Genomic DNA, 16,517 nt, shown 5'->3' on the forward strand with positions numbered 1-16,517 from the left:
TTGCGCTGAGTGCGGACGTGACGGACGTTCTGGCTTCGGCCTGACGGTGCGATCAGGGCGATGGCTCAGGCGTGCGGTGCCGTGGCCCGGAGGCCGGCGAGTACCACGCCGACGATGCGCTCCGCGTCGGTGCGGGTGAAGGGGCGCATGCCGCGGTTGACGATGAGGTGCACCGGGCCGGAGATCATCTCGCCGAGGAAGGAGCTGTCGACCGGGGGGAGTTCGCCCCGGTCGACGGCGGTGTCCACGCGCCGCTGCATGGCGGCCACGCGCTGGTCGAGGATTCTGGTCAGTGCCTGGACGCTGGAGCTGTGGCGGGCGGGCTGGATGGCCTGTTCGAGGGTGCGGCCGAACGGCGTTTCCAGACCGCCGGCGAGGGCCAGCAGGAAGTCCACCAGGTCCCGGTGGATGTCGCCGGTGTCGGCGACCGAGGCGAGATCCTCGGCGTAGCGCAGCAGGGCTTCGACCACCAGTTCCTCGCGGTCGGGCCAGTTGCGGTAGACGCTGGTCTTGTGCACGCCGGCGAACTCGGCGACCTCCTCGTAGCGGAAGCCCGCGATGCCGTCGCGCGCCACGAGTTCGACGGTCGCGTCGAGGATCTGCGCTCTCACCCGCGCGTTGCGGCCGCCGGGGCGCCGGGCGGGCGGCCGGTCGGCGGTCCCGTTGGTCATCGCCGCGCTCACCTCCTGTTTCCTGCTCGGGTGCCGATTGTCGCCAGGTGCGGCGTTGCGGGGCAAGCCGGTGGGAAGTAGGCTTGCTAAAAGCGACAGTTTGTTTCTTTAGTCATCGGACTGTCACGTCAGCGGCTGCCCGCCCGCCGACCGCACTGCTGAGCGGGTTCGCCTGCCTGCCCGGCGAGCGGCTGCCGGTCCGATCGCCCACCCACCTCAGCGAAACCTGGAGCGCACACACGTGAACATCCTTGTCTCCGGAGCCGGCATCGCCGGGCTCGCCTGCGCACGTGAGCTCGGCACCCGCGGCCACGACGTCACCGTGGTCGAGTACGGCCGCCACCTCCGGCTCACCGGCACACCCATCGACATCCGCGGTGATGCGATCGAGACCGCGGACAGGATGGGACTGCTCGCGAAGATCCAGAAGCAACGGGTCCGGATGTCCGAGCTCACCCAGTTCGTCGACAGCCGGGGCGAGCCGGTGGCCCGGATCCCGATGGCGGAGATCAGCGACTCCGACGACGACATCGAGCTCCTGCGTGAGGACCTCGTGCGCATCCTCGCCGATGCCCTCCCGGACACCGCGGAGATCCGCTTCGGCGACTCGATCGAGACACTGACCGACGGCGGCGTCGACGGTGGCGTCGACGTGCGTTTCGTATCGGGCCGCACCGGGCGGTACGACCTGGTGCTCGGCGCGGACGGCCAGCACTCCGCGGTACGCAGGCTGGTGTTCGGGCCCGAGGCGGACTACCTCCGGCACCTCGGTGTCTACTTCGCCCTCGCCGACCACCCCGGCGAGGCACGGTCCGAGGGCGCCGACTCGACGTATAACTCGATCTATAACGTCCCTGGACGGATGGCAGGCCTCTTCCGGTACAAGGGCAAGGCCGTTGCGGTCTTCCAGTTCCGCTCGCAACGGATCGACTACGACCACCACGACCTGGACGCCCAGAAGAAGATCCTCATCGACGCCTTCGCGGGCTACCGGTCGTGGCGGATCCCGGAGTTGCTGGATGTGGCCGTTGCCGATCCTGGCTTCTTCTTCACCTCCGCGAGCCAGATCCACCTGCCCTCCTGGCACCGCGGCCGCGTCGTCCTCGTCGGGGACGCCGGATACAGCCCGGCCTTCCTGTCCGGCCGCGGCACCTCACTCGCGCTCACCGGCGCCCGCTTTCTCGCCGAAGAACTCGAACGGTGCGGCCATGACCACACCGCCGCCTTCGCACGGTACGAGGCCCGTCAGCGCCCCTATGTCACGTTCGCCCAGGACCGTGTCCACAGCGGGCGCGACCGCATACTGCCGACCACCTGGGCTGCCATTGCCGCCCGCAACAAGGCGCTGCAGACACCTGGCACCGGCGCGCCCTGAACCCGGAGCCATGCGACGGGCATCCGGTGCCCCCGGCGTCATGCGGACAACGCCCCATGCCCTTCAGCACGCCCCCCGGAAACGGGCGTCCGCACGTTCCGCAGGACCTCACCCCCATGCGCTGGAGAGACTGCATAGTGGAAGACACGCTGGAAAAGCCCGCCCCCGGCATCCAAGAGCATCGCTGGAGCAAGCGGCTCATCCTCTGGGCGGCCGTTCTCACCCTCGCCAACGTCCTGGCCGACGTGGCCATCGGCTCGCCCATGATGGTCATGCCCCAATTGCTCCAGCACCTCCACACCGACCAGGTCGGGTGGCTGAACGCGAGCGCGATGCTGGCCGGGGCCATCTGGTCGCCGCTGCTCGCGAAGAGTTCCGACCTCTTCGGCAAGCGCCGGATACTCATCGCCACCCTGCTCCTCTCCTGCGCGGGAGCGCTGGTCTGCCTCGTCGCCCCCAACGTCTGGATCTTCCTGACAGGGCGCTTCCTCCAAGGCGCGGCCTTCGCCGCGGTCTTCCTCACGGTGGCCCTCGCACGCCAGATCTGCACCCCGCGGGTGGCGATGGCCCTGGTCGGGCTCGTGACGTCCGGCTCGTCGATCGTCGGAGTCATCGAGCCGTACCTGATGCAGCCGGTCATCGAAGAGCTCGGCTACCGGAGCGTGTTCATCACGGCGGCGCTGCTCGCCGCGGCGGCCGCGCTCTGCGTGCGTTCCATCATCCCGGAGTCGCCGATCCGCAGCACCGGCCGGATCGACGTGCGCGGGGCGTTCCTGCTCGGCGGCGGACTCGGCGCGGTGCTCGCGTACATCAGTCTCGGCAGAGACTACGGATGGCTGTCCGGTGGCATGATCGCGCTGCTGGCGGCCGGTGCCGCCGCGCTGGCCGGCTGGGCGTTCCTCGCGCTGCGCATCGACGAACCCATCATCGACATCCGGGCCCTCACCCGCCCGATCCTGCTGACACTGCTGGCCCTGGTCCTGGCAGCAGGCTCCTTCCGAAGCCTGCTGCAACTGACGGGCATCGTCGCCCAGGTGCCCCCCGACCTGGGGCTCGGTTACGGACTTGGCCACGGAGAGTCGGTCGCGGTGCTGCTCGCCACGCCCAACGCCGGCATCGTGATCGGCGGCACGTGCGCCGGCTGGATCGCGGGGCGGTACGGTCCCGCGCTGCCCCTCCTCGGCGGCATCGCCGTCGGCACAGTGGGAACCTTCGCGATGCTGGCGGGCGTATCGGCGCTTCCGATGGCGATCGCCTGCGGCGCCGTGATCGGCATCGCCGCCGGCGCGATCGGCGCCTCCGGCTACAACCTGGCGACCAGCTTCGAACCGCCCGAGCGGCAGGGCACGATCGCCGGTCTGGTGTCGGTCGTACTCGCCCTCGGCTCGGTCGTCTTCAACATCGCCGGCGGCGAGCTACTCAGAGCGACCCGAGCTCCCGCCGCTTCTGCCGACGGTGCCCTGGTGAGCACCGCGACCGGCGTGTACCTCTACGTCGCGATGGCGGGAGTGCTCTTCCTCCTCGCCGCGATGCCCGCGATCCTGCTGGCACGCAACCGGCCCGCCGCGCCGGCCGTGTCCGGGGCACCGCGGCGTCCGGGTTCGCCTGCGGTCGGCCGGTAGCCCGCCGGCCGGGCCTGTTGGCGGAGCGGTGTGCCCCGTCACCACTGCCACTGATTCAACCTTCGCAGCGGGGCTCGCTGGCCTCCTGATGCGGGGGGCAATGCAGGCAACCTCGTCGAGCTCATCTGCAGCCACGGCGAAGCGAACTGATCGCCCACTTGGGAGAGTTGGGCTGCTGCAGCTCTGTGTGCGTGGCTACGCGCAGGGACTGTCGCACGAGCACTCCGGGCCGCATCCGCAGCCCTCCCGGTCGCCCGTCTCCCGCCCGGCTGCCTCGGGGAGGCCGACCGGAACGGAGCAACAGGCCTCGCCCCGCCATGCCTCGCGTCCTTCCTTGACAGCGACGGCGGCGATGACGAGGGCGGCGGCCGGGTCGGCCCAGGACCAGCCGAGGAGGGAGTTGGCGAGCAGTCCGGCGAGCAGGACCGCGGAGAGGTATGTGCACAGCAGGGTCTGTTTGGAGTCGGCCACGGCTGAGGCCGAGCCGAGTTCGCGTCCGGCCCTGCGCTGGGCCGCGGACAGGAACGGCATCACCGCGAGGGACAGCGCGGCGAGCACGATGCCCGGGGTGGAGTGTGCGGCCTCGCCGGTGTCGGTCAGGGCGCGGACGGAGTCGGCGGTGACGTAGGCGGCGAGCGCGAAGAAGGAGACGGCGATGATCCGCAGGGTGGTCTTCTCGCGGGCCTCGCGGACGGCGTGCTCGCGGGCGGAGAACTGCCAGGCGACGGCCGCGGCCGAGGAGACCTCGATGACGGAGTCCAGGCCGAAGCCGATCAGGGCGGTGGAGGAGGCGATCGTGCCCGCGGTGATCGCGACGAACGCCTCGATGACGTTGTAGGTGATGGTGGCGGCGACCAGGAGCCGTATACGCCGGGCGAGTTGGGTGCGGCGCTGCGGGGCGGGGCCGACGGATATCTGCACCGCCATCAGCAGCAGTCCTTCGCGTCGGCGTCCGGGCAGGTCCGGTCGGCCTCGACGGCCAGTACGGCGCCACGCAGGTCGTCCAGGGCATGGCCGAGGCGGGCGTCGGCCAGCTCGTAGCGGACGCGTCGGCCGACGGGGACGGCGACGACGATGCCGCAGTCGCGCAGGCACGCGAGATGGTTCGACAGCCGGGTGCGGGAGATCTCCAGGCGCTCGGCGAGGTCGGCCGGATGGGCGGGCGCCTCGCGGAGGGCGAGCAGGATGCGGCAGCGGATCGGGTCGGCGAGCGCGCGGCCGAAGCGGGCCAGCGCGTCGATGTCGGAGGCGAGGGTCAGCACACGGATGACAGTACACAGATTCTTGGATTCAGGAAATTCTGAATCCAAGACTTTGGGCGCAGCGAGCCCGGCAAGGAGGACAACTCCCTTGCTCAGGCGCGTCTTTGCGGCGATGTGCCGCCGGACTGCCCCGCGTTCCCGGAACGATTGGCGCCGCTCAGTTGGGCCGGCCACAGCGGATCGCGAGCGGGTACCGGCAAGGTCACTGCCTCAGGCGCCTGCCTGGAGATCACAGGCCATGCTGATGGGCTGCCGGGTGACTCGGTGGGCCATCAGGGCGACGGCCGCGGAGGTGGCCGCAGGCCAACGAGACGAAGGCGTCGTGGAGTTCGGTTCGGCGTTCCCAGCGGACGGCGGCCCTGCACAGCGGCCTGTCGAAGTCGACCGTGGGCCGGATCTGGCGGCAGTTCCAGCTCAGGCCGCATCTGGCGGACTCGTTCAAGCTGTCGACGGACCCACTGTTCGTGGAGAAGGTCTACGACGTCGTCGGCCTGTACTTCAACCCGCCCGAAGGTGCGGTGGTGCTCTCGGTGGACGAGAAGTCACAGATCCAGGCCCTGGACCGGTCCCAGCCGGTGCTGCCGCTAATGCCGGGCATGCCCGAGCGGCGCACCTACGACTACGTCCGCAACGGCCTGGCCACCCTGTTTGCCGCGTTCGATGTCGCCACCGGTGAAGTCATCACGGCACTGCACCGCCGGCACCGGGCCGTGGAGTTCAAGAAGTTCCTGATCCGGATCGACAAGACGGTGCCCGCGCACCTGCAGATCCACCTGATCGTGGACAACTACGGCACCCACAAGACCCCCGCGATCAAGGCATGGCTGGCCAAACACCCAAGGTTCGAGCTGCACTTCACCCCGACCGGCTCCCCCTGGATCAACCAGGTCGAGCGGTGGTTCGGCTACCTGGCCCACCAGATGATCCGCCGCGGCGCACACAAGAACATCCAAGCCTTCGAAGCCGACATCCGCGCCTGGGTCAAGGACTGGAACGAACACCCCAAACCGTTCATCTGGACCAAGACAGCCGAAGAGATCCTCGACTCCCTCGCCCGCCTCTGCCGACGCTGGCGCGTCACTTCACGGGCATCATTCTGCCCGTCGTGACGTGTCAGACTTTAATTCCGAACAGTTTTTCCGCATTTCTGAACGCAATTTTTTCCTTGGCTTCGCGTGGCAAAGCGACTCCCCGGAACCAGTCGGTTTGAGTTTTCATATTTGCAAACGGGTAGTCGGTTGCAAACATCACTCGATCCACACTTATATACTTCAGCAGGAGATCGAGCAGTTCAGTCTGGGGGAATGCGCTGGTTGTGAACCAGAAATTGTCATGGAAATACTGCTCGAACGGCTTGTCCAGGCTCTTCTTGGTCACTTCGCTCATCTTCTCCAGGACGCGTTCGTAGAAGAACGGAAGGCCTTCTCCCATATGGCCGATGATAATCTGGAGCCTGGGATGCCTGTCGAATACTCCTGAGGTGATCATTCGGAGGCACTGAGTAACGACTTCCTGGTGCCATCCATATGCAGAGATGCTGAGAACCTGGTCCTGGAACTCCTTCTGATATTCCGGCCGCATATTGCTGTAGTAGATTTCGAAAACCTCGTCAGGCGGCAGGCCCGGATGGATGTATATCGGCACATCAAGGGCTTCGGTGCGCGCCAGCAGGGGCTCAAAGTCGGGATTGTCGAGGAATTTCTTCCCGATGATTCCATTGGTCAAACATCCCAGGAAGCCATCTTCCCGAACTGTGCGTTCCAGTTCGTCTGCCGAGGCCTCCGGATTCTGCAGAGGCAAGGTTGCAAATGCCTTAAACCGCCCCGGATAGGTGGCCATCGGTCCATCGACAAGCAACTTGTTGAGACGATACGCAAAATCGATTCCCTTCTGACCTTTGACATTCTGCACACCTGGCGTATGTGCGGAGAGGATTTGAACGTTGAGCCCTGCCTCATCCATTGCACCGATGCGGCGCGGGCCGAGCTCGGCAAGACCAGTATCCTCGAGGAACAGCCTGTCGTTGAGCACCATCAACTCATGAGTGGAAAAGGTCTCTTCCGTGCCGATGAAGGGCAGGTCCTGGTCTCGCTGTGAAAAATCCGTAGTCTCGTTCGCTGCCGCGCGGGAGGCAATGGCATGCGTGGACAAGCCGGCACCAATGCCAAGTGCTGCCGTGCCGGCTAGAAAGCCGCGGCGTCCCGTCGTGAGGTGCTTCAGAGGGTTTGCGTCGGACTTCATGTCAGTTTCTCCTCAGGTGTTTGTGTGGTGCGGTATCCGTGCGGCATCCGTCTGCAAGACACGACGGGTTACCTCGCTTATCCGGATGCCTACTTCCTACCGAGCGAACCTGAGACGAACGTTAATACGCTGCTCAGGCCGGTCGGCCGAACCAGGTGCCCAGCGCACGCACCAGCGTGGTGGCGTCGAGGTCCTGCCCGGTGGGCAAGGCCCAGGCGACACAGCCGTCGGGCCGGATCAGCAAGGCGTCGACGTCCACCCGGTCCGTGCGGGCGATGACGGAGTTGACCCGTCCGGTCCACGCAGCCGCGGCGTCGCGGACCTCAGCGCGGTCGACGAGGTCCAGCAGGAGTCCGCAGCCAGGTGCATGCGACGCTAGGTGAGAAACCGCAGGTCGACCGCAATGTCGTCGCCGCGGTGAACCGGCTGAAGGTCACATCGCATGCGCGCCTGATCCGCAATGACGAAGGCATCCTTCGCGTCCGTCTTCCCATCGCCCCGGTAGGTTCCGGAGGCGTGATGGACGGTGCGGCCGGGGATGTAGAGGACCTTTTGCCCGTGGCCGGTCAGCAGCGCGATCATCAGGGCAGCCCCGCCGGAGTTGAGGTCGATCGCCCATGTCACCGGCTCACCGCCGCTCAACTCCAGCACATCGCTGATCAGTTTGAGCAATGCATTCTCGTCGTTGACCACACGCTGCGACAGCTCCCGCGTGCCGTCAGCACCGAGCACCACGCAGTGGTGCTCGGCCTTGCCCGCATCCATACCAGCCCACAGTTGGGGCACGGCCGCCTCCGAAGTCGTTCCTCAGTCGTTCCTCTATCTGTCGCAGGACGACCTCGCCAGCGTGTCCTTACCAAGCGATCTTTGCCGCGCATCCCAATGAGCTGTGTTCATCCTGAAGTTGCTGGTCAGGGGGTTGGTGTGATGGCGGTCCTTCGTGCTCGTGCTGGTCGTGGCCGGCTGTCAGGGACGTAGATCGTCTGTCAGTGGGCGATCTCTAGGTTCGCGAGGCCCAGCAGGGCCCGCTGACGAACCGGTCGCGAGACTGAACTGCAGGCCCGCCCCGCAACGCGGGAGGTCGCCTGAGCCTGGCAGCAGCCCAACCCGGGCCTCAGCTCGACTATCACCATTACCTTGTTGATCAGCCCCGCAGTGGGGTGCCCGGCTCCTTGCCCGGTACACGCCTCACCTTCACCATGAACGCACCCCCGATTCCAGGAGACCGGAGGTCACCACGGATGCGCCCTGAGGACCTGACCGGGCCGGAACTGCGGCTGTGGGAGTCGTTCGCCACGGGCGACGAGGTCGACCTCCGTCCCAACGACGCAGCCGACGGCGGATGTGTGGCCGAGGGGGCCGACTGGGGGCCCGAGCGCACCATAAGGGCCTCGGTCATTCGCTCACTGGTCCTGGGCGGTGCCGACAGTGTCCGTGGCGAGACGGCCACGCTGCATCTGACCGGCGCCCGGATATCGGGGCGGCTGCGCCTGCTCTTCGCCGAAGCATGCTGCGTCCTGTGGCTGGAGGGGTGCTGGTTCGACGAGGCCCCCCAGTTGTATGGAGCCAAGCTGCGGGTGACCAGCTTCATGGACTCGTACCTGCCGGGACTCGGAGCGAACGCCTCGATGGTGGACGGGCACTTCGATCTGATGAACTGCCGTGTTCAGGGCACGGTCGCCCTGCACGATGCCCGTATCGGAGGCAGCCTGCTCCTCCAGGGCGCACACCTGTCCAACCCCGGCGGGCTGGCCCTGGACGGGGCACGTCTGGAGGTCACCAGCGGCATCGTCGCGACGGAGGGATTCCGCGCCGAGGGGGAGCTGCGGCTGCATGAGGCGCGTTTGCTGAGTGAGGGCCTGCACCTGGAGGGTGCCACGCTGTGCCATCCGGAGGGCGACGCCCTGTCCGCCGCCGGTCTTCAGGTCGCGTCCGGCATCGACTGCTCCGGCGGCTTCCGCGCCGAAGGCGCCGTGATACTGGCAGGCGCTGCCGTCGGCGGGCGGGTCAGCTTCGAGGGGGCCACGCTCGCCCGTCCCGGGGGCCATGCCCTGGCGTGTCATCACCTCCAGGCAGCCGAACTGGCTCTGAGGCCCGAGAGGGTGGAAGGCGGGATAGACCTCCGCCACGCCGCCCTCGGCCTCCTCCGGCTGGACGGCGGCCGACACCACCAACCGCCGCTCCACCTCGACGGGCTGGTCTACCGGTCGCTGGAACCACATCTTCCGGTACGCCAGCGTCTGGCTGAGCTGCGCCGGGATCCCGACGGATACCGACCCCAGCCGTACCAGCAGCTGGCTGCCGTCTACCAGTCCGTCGGCCACGATCGTGATGCCCGTACGGTGCTCATGGCCCGCCAGCGGCACCGCTGTACGACACTTCCGTGGTACGCCCGCGCCTGGGGGTACATGCAGGACGCCACTGTGGGCTATGGCTATGTGCCGGCACGTGCCGCGGTGTGGCTCATGGCACTGCTCGCCGTGGGTGGCACCATCTTCGCCGGCCACAGGCCCACACCGCAGGGCGATGCCCCCCACCCGGACTTCAACCCCGTGGTCTACAGCCTGGACCTGCTCGTTCCGGTCGTCGACTTCGGGCAGGAGCGCGCCTTCCAGCCCACGGCCCCCACCCAGTGGATCGCCTGGGTCCTGATCGGCGCAGGCTGGCTGCTGGCCACGGCACTCGCGGCAGGCATCACCAGGGTCCTCTCCCGCCAGTAAGCTTGCCATTCATCCAGTTCGGCGTGGTTTCGTCCACCTTGTGGTGCGCAGGGTGGCTGAACGCCTGGGGTGGGCGTGACCATCACGGCCTGCTCGACACCCCAGGTCTGGGGTCGCCGAAGAGGGCTGACACCGCCGCGCTGGGCGGCTGACCGCCCGGCGTGTCGCGATTGTCTGACGCGTGGCGGGGGTCGATTCCGTGGTTCTCCGGTCGGCGTGTGCGGTGGATTCCTTACGATCTGTCCCATCTCAGGAGAGGGGCGAGAGTGCTGGAGCGGATCGCGGCGCGACGGTCGGAGCTGGACACGCTGGAGGAGCGGCTGGTCAAGGAACTGGAAGAGGTCCGGGCCGAGCGTGAGGAGCTCATGGTGGCCGAGCGGGTGCTGCACCGGCTGCGGGAGCAGGCGGCGCAGGACGAGGAGACTCCGGCGCCGGCGACGGGGCAGCTGGCCGACCGGTCGGTGCTGCTGGTGCCGCACCGGGAGAACGGTCTGGATGAGGAGGCGTTGCCGGCCGACTGCCGGAGGATCTACGGCGCCGTCCGCGCCGCGGACGAGCCGGTCATGGCCCAGGACGTGTGCCGCGTGCTCGGCGTGAGCACCGAGGCACGCCATCGGGAGGCGCTGCGGAGCAAACTGAACCGACTTGCCGACCGCGGATGGCTGCGCAAGACGCCCGCCGGGCGTTTCACCCGCACGTTGTGATAGTCGTTCTGGAACCGCTTGCTCAGGCCGTAACTGGCATTCTCCCGGCGGCAGTTGACGTTGTATGCGAAAGAACCTCAGCCCCGCCGAGGGCACCGGGAGCCCTGTTTGCCAAGTACGCCTGCCGCTGTCCACGGCCACCATCACCACCGTCGCCGGGCTTATCCGCGCTCACCTCAAGCGCATCAACTCCCGCTGGCGCAAGCTCCCCGCGGGCCGCATCGCCGTCATCGTCCTCGCGATCCTCCGCCACGACCAGCGGCAACGACATCTCCCACACCACCGTCCGGCGCTGGCTCCTGGAAGTGATCAACCTGCTGGCTGCCCGCGCCGAACGCCTCGACCGCGCCCTGCGCCGGATCACCCGAACGGGTGGCCACGCCGTGCTCCTGGACGGCACCCTGGTTCGCACCCGCCGCCGCACCGGACCCGACAACCGGCGCAACTACTCCGGGAAACACAAGAGCTACGGCTTGCTCTTCCTCGCGATCACCGACACCAACGGGCGACTGATATGGATCTCCGCCGCCCGCCCCGGACGCTCCTCCGAGATCACCACCGCCCGCCATAACGAGATCACCCGCCAGCTGCGGGACGACGGTCTCGGCGCCATCGCCGACCTCGGTTTCACCGGCCTGGACAACGCCCCCGACGACCTCGTGCTCATCACCGGGTTCAAGGCCGCCCGCACCAAACCGCTCACGATCGTGAAGAAGCTGGCCAACAAGCTGATCGCCGTCGAACGCGCGGCCTGCGAGCACGCCTTCGCCCACCTGAAGAACTGGCGCATCCTGACCAGGCTTCGCCTGGACGCCCGTCACGCCACCACGCTCCTGCGGGCCCTGCTGGTCCTCACGAACCTAGAGATCGCCCGCTGACAGATGATCTACGTCTCTGACAGCCGGCCACGACCAGCACGAGCACGAAGGACCGCCATCACACCAGCCCCCTGACCAGCAACTTCAGGATGAACACAGCTCAATGAGTGGCCGGGTCGTCGCGGGATGCCGGGCGGCCAATCGTTTGAAGCCACCACTGGGCTGGAGACACGCAGCCACACTCAGCATCCCTGGGCCTTCCGATCCTACGAGTGACCGGAATCAGCCCCAGGAACAACGTATGGAGACACGACCCTCACCGCGGCCGCTGATGAAAATGTGTGGTCGCCAGGGGGAAGCCTCTGGCACGCTGCGGCTGCGTGGCAGATATCGACGACATCACCATCACGACCTGCGCCGAACGTCCCGAACTGATCGACCGGGTCTATGAGATCCGGGAGAACTGGCCCGCGTTCATGCTGCACGACGCGGTCGGCAACGCCCTGTTCAACCGCGTCGCGGAGGACTTTCCGGACTACTGCGTCGTGGCTACCGACGGCGACAGGGTCATCGCCCGTGGACGCAGCGCGCCCTTCAACGCATCCGTGCCCGGCCGCGAAGAACTCCCTGCCCAGGGCTGGGACCGCGTGATGGTCTGGGCGTTCTCCGATCTTCATCGGAACCGGCCCACGACGACCGCCAGCGCCCTCGACATCACCATCGACACCGACTACCTCGGGCGGGGACTGTCGCACCGCATGCTCGTCGCGCTGCGGGAGGCCGTCGGCCGACAGGGGACCAGCACCCTGCTGGCTCCCGTTCGGCCTACCGCCAAGCACCTCCAGCCGTCCCTGCCCATGGCCGACTACATCGGACAACAGCGAGACGACGGCCTGCCCACCGACCCCTGGCTGCGGGTTCACATCAAGGCAGGAGCAATCATCGAGAAGGTCGCCCCGGCCTCCATGACCATCAGCGGATCCCTCGCCGAATGGCGACGGTGGACCGGGCTCCCCTTCGACCGCGACGGTGACGTCGTGGTGCCCGGCGCGCTGGTCCCCGTCCACTGCGACACCGCGCATGACCACGCCGTCTATGTCGAGCCCAACGTATGGGTCCGCCACAGTCTGACACCCGCCCCAGGCCACGCTTGATCAACACCGGCTCAAAGGGCACGTCGCGTGGTCCCGGCGCGAGCCGACTCCCGGGGCCACTGAACGACGTTACAACCACCTCGCACACCGCGACCCGGCAAACAGACCAAACGGAGCACTACTAACCGTCCACCGCTATGAAGCGGTGGAGTATGCCGTCCGTGGACACGTACAACCCGGCGTCCTCGGGGTCGGTGTTGATGTGGATGCGGTGCCATTCCGGCAGTTCTTTCAGGTAGTTGCGCATCCCGGTGCTGAGGAAATTGTGGTGCAGGTCCAGTGACTTGAGGTGGGTGAGTGACTGGCCCGTCAGCAAGGCGGTGACGCCGTCATCCGTCAGCTTGCCCATGGACAGGTCGAGTTCTTCGAGTTGCGGCACGATGGGGGCGGTGGCGAGGGCCTTGCAGATCGCGTCCTGAAACTCACTGTTGCGCAGGGCCAGGTGTTTGAGGGCCGGGAGTCGGGCGCCGTCCAGAATCGGCGCGAGGTCTGCCACTTCGTAGTTCCCGCCCCACGTGGAGGCGCCGAGCCACAGATCCAGGTGTTCGAGTGCGGGCAGGTCGCTGGCGGCTATGCCGCGGACGACGTCGACGGGCATGGCCGTGGTCTCCACCACCAGCTTGCGCAGCCGCTCGTGGCGCACCGCGGGAAAGCTCAGATCCGTTTCGCCGCGTACGCCGAATTCCTCCAGCTCCGTGAAGGCGTTCAGCAGCGGGGTCACCTCGCCCTGGGTGATGTGGGAGGTCTTGAACAGCTCATTGCCGAGCTGGGCGATTTCCACCCACTCGTCGTTGAGGTCGCCGAGGAACAGCGCGCGCAGGGCGGTCAGTTGGTAACGCATCGCCACCAGGAGTTTGATCGCCTCCTCCGGACCGTCGGCGGGATCCCCCCAGCAACCCACGATCAGGGCACGTACCTGAGCGGCGGGGACGGTGGCGAGGAACCGGGTGAAGGCCGCCTCCCAGTCGTCTCCTTCATAGGGGTTCAGCACGCCGACACGCCAGGCCACCGATTCGGGTGCCGGTAGCTCGGCGGCGTCCTGCGGATCCAGTTCCGAAGCGGGGAAGTCGAAGACCGGCAGGCCGTGGAATTCCTGCATCCGGTTCAACATGGCCATGTGCGCCCACTCTTTCGATGTGTGTCAACGGACGGTTCTGCGCCGACACTTAAGCAGAGCGGTCGAGGAGGGCGGCGTCGAGGGGACAGGGTGTGCAGGACCGTGTTGGCGTGGCCGTGACTGGTGATCAGACTCGCGTCCCGTAACACCGTGGTGTGGTGGCTGGCGGTGGTGGGGGAGACGCCAGAGCGGCGCGGCCTCGCCGGGTGGCGGCGGCCACTACCAGTGGGACGGCCTCCTGCCGCTGCGGACCCTGCTCGTGGCATGGCCGGCCGACCAGACGGTGCAGACGCAGAGCATAGGTGCCGCTGCGACCCGGTGCCAGCCAACCGCACGGTACGCACCGTCGAAGAGAGCCGCCGAGTGGCCAATTTCCCATCCACATTGTCGGCGAATTCGGTCCGCGTCCAGTCATCGTCGCTGAAGCCGACCTGATGATGACCCTTGCATTTTGCAAAGCTCAGATGATGACACGGCCAAACATCGATGACACGGGCCACGGAACTGTCCTGTGCCATCGAAGGTTGAGCGTTGTCAGCGAAGGTTGGTGAGCTCAGGCTGCCTGATCACGGCCTTCTGCAACACGCTTTAGTTGGTTCCGGCGATGAGTTCACTGAACAGCTTGTTCGCCGCGTCCGAGGTGAACTGGCGCTGCAGTTCGGCGCGGGCGACTTGCTTGCGGAACTCGCCTTCGTAGCCGGTGAAGCCGGCGTTGTGCATGGTGTCGGTGATCCAGGTCGCGAACGCCTGATAGTTCCAGATGTGCGGCAGGCAGGTCTCGGAGTAGCTGTCGAGGAGGCTGGCATCGCCTTCCTTGGCCTGGCGGATGACGGCACGGGCGAAGACCTCGGTGTCGTGGAGGGCGAGGTGGATGCCCTTGGCGCTCATCGGCGGAACGATGTGAGCCGCGTCGCCGAGGAGGAACAGCTTGCCGTAGCTCATCGGGTCGAACACCACGCTGCGCAGCGGCACAATCTGCTTCGTGACGATCTCGCCGGTCGACACGGGGCAGCCGAAGCGGGCCTCCAGCTCGCTCCAGATGCGCTCGTTTGGCCACTGCTCGGGGGTGTCGTCGATCGAGCACTGCAGGTAGATGCGGCTGGCCTGCGGGCCCCGGGGGATCATGCCGGCCAGGCCCAGTTCGTGGATGGCCATGCCGGACGGATTCGCCGGCACTGCGGCCAAGACGGTGAGCCAGGAGTATCCGTACTCGTGGGAGTACTCGGTCAGTGCAGTGGCGGGGATGGTGCGGCGGCTCACTCCGTGGAAGCCGTCGCAGCCGGCGATGAAGTCGCAGTCGATGGCCTTTGCTGAACCGTCGGCGTGCCGGTAGCGCACGACGGGGCGCTCGCCGGTGACGTCCTGCAGGGAGACAGCGGCGGCTTCGTAGCGGAGGTCTCCGCCGTCGCGCAGGAAGACGTCCGTGAGGTTGCGCACGAGGACCTGCTGGGGACAGTAGCGGCTTTCGTTGTTGTCGTCGTCCACGTCGATCGGCATCGCTTCGCCATCGATGTAGAAGCTGCCCTCGCTCTCCGGCATGGTTTCGCCGGCTAGGACCTCCTCCAGGCCACACTCGCGGAACATGCGCACCCCGAAGGCATCGATGGTCCCGGCGCGCTGACGCCGCTCGACATAGGCACGGGGGTGCTTTTCCAGCACGATGCAGTCGACGCCGTTGCGCAGCAGGAAGTTGCCCAGTGTCAGGCCGGCGACGCCGGCCCCGACGATGACGACGGTCGTGTTGTCGCGTGTCTCGGTCATGTGTGTGCGAGCCTCCGTGCAGATAGCGGTGGCCGAAGACGCCCATGGCGTGTCCGACGGTGCCGCCCGGGTGGTGCGGCGTACAGACACCACTCTGGAACCCACACCATTCAATCCACCACCGGTGAATGGACAGCAGATGCGGAAAAGCCGCCAACCTCTTGGGGGCGCGGCACCGAGGCGTTTCTCGAGCACTGGAAGCGGGTTCGGCTACTTGCTGTCGTTGCGCAGGTCCGCCTGATAGCGGCCGGGTGTCTGGCCGACGACCTCGGTGAAGGCGTCGATGAAACTGGAGGGGTTGGACCAGCCGCACGCCACTGCGGTCTCGGTGACGGACATGCCGTCGGCGAGGTGCGCCAGGGCGTGGTGGATGCGCAGGGTGGTGCGCCAGCGGTGGAAGCTCATGCTGAGTTCGGTATGGAACAGGCGGCTCAGGGTGCGCTCGCTGGCCCCCACCATCCGTCCCAGTTCCGCCAGGGTGGTGGGCCGGGCAGGATCCTCATGGAGCAGATCGGTGGCGGAACGCAGTCGGTCATCACTGGCTTCGGGCAGATGCAAGGACTGTTCGGCGGCGTCGGCGAGCTCATCCACGATGACGGTGAGCAGTCTCCTGTGCGCACCGGGCCGCCTCTCGGGCCGGTTGGTCAATGCGAGGAGGGCTTCGCGCAAGAGGGGGCTCACTGCGAAGACGCTGGGATGGTCCACGAGTTGCCCGCACAGGTCGAGTGGGACGGCGAGGAGACGGACGTCGGTCTGGCCGTAGAAGCGGTGGGAGTGCGCGAAGTGTGGCGGTGTCCACGTGACACGGTTGGCCGGGGCTACCCAGGTCCCGCGCTCCGTCGCGGTGGCCAGCGCGCCGGCAGCGGCGTACACGATCTGCCCCTGGGGGTGTGAGTGCGGATCGAGCTGGTAACCGTGCGGTAGCCACGCTGCCCCTTGCAGCGTCGCTTCTTCGGGTTCTGCGGGCGCTGGCGAAGGTTGGCGGTCTTTCGGCATAAGGCGTCAGTTTAGCGGTGGCCTGGCGGTCATGCTGGAGCTGAGAGTGGGCGTATGAGCATTGAGACCCGCGTCC

The 16,517-nt window shown here is 67.1% G+C and carries 14 protein-coding genes and 2 pseudogenes; 7 read left to right on the forward strand and 9 right to left on the reverse strand.

What is annotated here, in order from left to right; all coding sequences use genetic code 11:
• Positions 1-65: 65 nt before the first annotated feature.
• A complete protein-coding gene (locus ACTWQO_RS21750; protein ID WP_443238995.1) occupies positions 66-671 on the reverse strand; it encodes a TetR/AcrR family transcriptional regulator in 606 nt (201 codons plus the stop codon).
• Between the two features lie 241 nt (positions 672-912).
• Between ACTWQO_RS21750 and ACTWQO_RS21755 the strand changes: the two genes are divergently transcribed.
• The gene (locus ACTWQO_RS21755) at positions 913-2,046 is read left to right on the forward strand and encodes an FAD-dependent monooxygenase (RefSeq protein ID WP_443238996.1); all 1,134 of its coding nucleotides are present in this window, start codon (positions 913-915) and stop codon (positions 2,044-2,046) included.
• Between the two features lie 137 nt (positions 2,047-2,183).
• Positions 2,184-3,668: an MFS transporter gene (locus ACTWQO_RS21760; protein ID WP_443238997.1), complete on the forward strand. Its 1,485-nt coding sequence runs from the start codon at positions 2,184-2,186 to the stop codon at positions 3,666-3,668.
• A 195-nt stretch (positions 3,669-3,863) separates the two neighbouring features.
• On the opposite strand, the gene ACTWQO_RS21765 is transcribed toward ACTWQO_RS21760, so the two are convergent.
• Positions 3,864-4,595, reverse strand: coding sequence for a cation transporter (locus ACTWQO_RS21765; protein WP_443238998.1), 732 nt, complete (start codon positions 4,593-4,595; stop codon positions 3,864-3,866).
• Entirely contained in the window at positions 4,595-4,930 is a 336-nt protein-coding gene (locus ACTWQO_RS21770; RefSeq protein ID WP_443238999.1) for an ArsR/SmtB family transcription factor, read from the reverse strand. The genes ACTWQO_RS21765 and ACTWQO_RS21770 overlap by 1 nt, the downstream gene beginning before the upstream one ends.
• A 341-nt stretch (positions 4,931-5,271) precedes the next feature.
• On the opposite strand from ACTWQO_RS21770, the pseudogene ACTWQO_RS21775 reads away from it, so the two are divergent.
• A pseudogene (locus ACTWQO_RS21775) lies at positions 5,272-6,039 on the forward strand (IS630 family transposase); the annotation flags it as partial.
• 4 nt (positions 6,040-6,043) lie between these two features.
• Here ACTWQO_RS21775 and ACTWQO_RS21780 read toward each other — a convergent pair.
• The 3 genes and pseudogenes from ACTWQO_RS21780 to ACTWQO_RS21790 form a co-directional block, all read right to left on the reverse strand.
• Complete coding sequence (locus ACTWQO_RS21780) at positions 6,044-7,171, reverse strand: amidohydrolase family protein (RefSeq protein ID WP_443239000.1); 1,128 nt, start codon at positions 7,169-7,171, stop codon at positions 6,044-6,046.
• A gap of 133 nt (positions 7,172-7,304) precedes the next feature.
• Positions 7,305-7,520, reverse strand: coding sequence for an aromatic-ring hydroxylase C-terminal domain-containing protein (locus tag ACTWQO_RS21785; RefSeq protein ID WP_443239016.1), 216 nt, complete (start codon positions 7,518-7,520; stop codon positions 7,305-7,307).
• 29 nt (positions 7,521-7,549) lie between these two features.
• A pseudogene (locus ACTWQO_RS21790) lies at positions 7,550-7,936 on the reverse strand (IS110 family transposase); the annotation flags it as partial.
• Between the two features lie 476 nt (positions 7,937-8,412).
• On the opposite strand from ACTWQO_RS21790, the gene ACTWQO_RS21795 reads away from it, so the two are divergent.
• The 4 genes from ACTWQO_RS21795 (at position 8,413) to ACTWQO_RS21810 (ending at position 12,567) form a co-directional block, all read left to right on the forward strand.
• Positions 8,413-9,891, forward strand: a complete 1,479-nt coding sequence (locus ACTWQO_RS21795) for a membrane-associated oxidoreductase (protein ID WP_443239001.1) — start codon at positions 8,413-8,415, stop codon at positions 9,889-9,891.
• A gap of 266 nt (positions 9,892-10,157) precedes the next feature.
• A complete protein-coding gene (locus ACTWQO_RS21800) occupies positions 10,158-10,595 on the forward strand; it encodes a hypothetical protein (RefSeq protein ID WP_443239002.1) in 438 nt (145 codons plus the stop codon).
• A gap of 305 nt (positions 10,596-10,900) precedes the next feature.
• Complete coding sequence (locus ACTWQO_RS21805) at positions 10,901-11,473, forward strand: transposase family protein (RefSeq protein ID WP_443239003.1); 573 nt, start codon at positions 10,901-10,903, stop codon at positions 11,471-11,473.
• A gap of 320 nt (positions 11,474-11,793) precedes the next feature.
• Positions 11,794-12,567 carry an N-acetyltransferase gene (locus ACTWQO_RS21810; protein ID WP_443239004.1) on the forward strand — a complete coding sequence of 258 codons (774 nt, stop codon included), beginning with the start codon at positions 11,794-11,796 and terminating at the stop codon, positions 12,565-12,567.
• Between the two features lie 121 nt (positions 12,568-12,688).
• Here ACTWQO_RS21810 and ACTWQO_RS21815 read toward each other — a convergent pair whose 3' ends face one another.
• From ACTWQO_RS21815 to ACTWQO_RS21825, 3 genes are all read right to left on the reverse strand, one after another.
• Positions 12,689-13,684 carry an STM4015 family protein gene (locus ACTWQO_RS21815; RefSeq protein WP_443239005.1) on the reverse strand — a complete coding sequence of 332 codons (996 nt, stop codon included), beginning with the start codon at positions 13,682-13,684 and terminating at the stop codon, positions 12,689-12,691.
• Positions 13,685-14,272: 588 nt separating this feature from the next.
• Positions 14,273-15,445: a 4-hydroxybenzoate 3-monooxygenase gene (locus ACTWQO_RS21820; RefSeq protein ID WP_443239017.1), complete on the reverse strand. Its 1,173-nt coding sequence runs from the start codon at positions 15,443-15,445 to the stop codon at positions 14,273-14,275.
• Between the two features lie 210 nt (positions 15,446-15,655).
• On the reverse strand, positions 15,656-16,441 hold the full coding sequence (locus tag ACTWQO_RS21825) for a helix-turn-helix domain-containing protein (protein ID WP_443239006.1): 786 nt from the start codon (positions 16,439-16,441) through the stop codon (positions 15,656-15,658).
• Positions 16,442-16,517 lie beyond the last annotated feature (76 nt).

The sequence above is a fragment of the Streptomyces sp. 4N124 genome (genome assembly GCF_052245395.1).
Classification (GTDB): Bacteria; Actinomycetota; Actinomycetes; order Streptomycetales; family Streptomycetaceae; genus Streptomyces.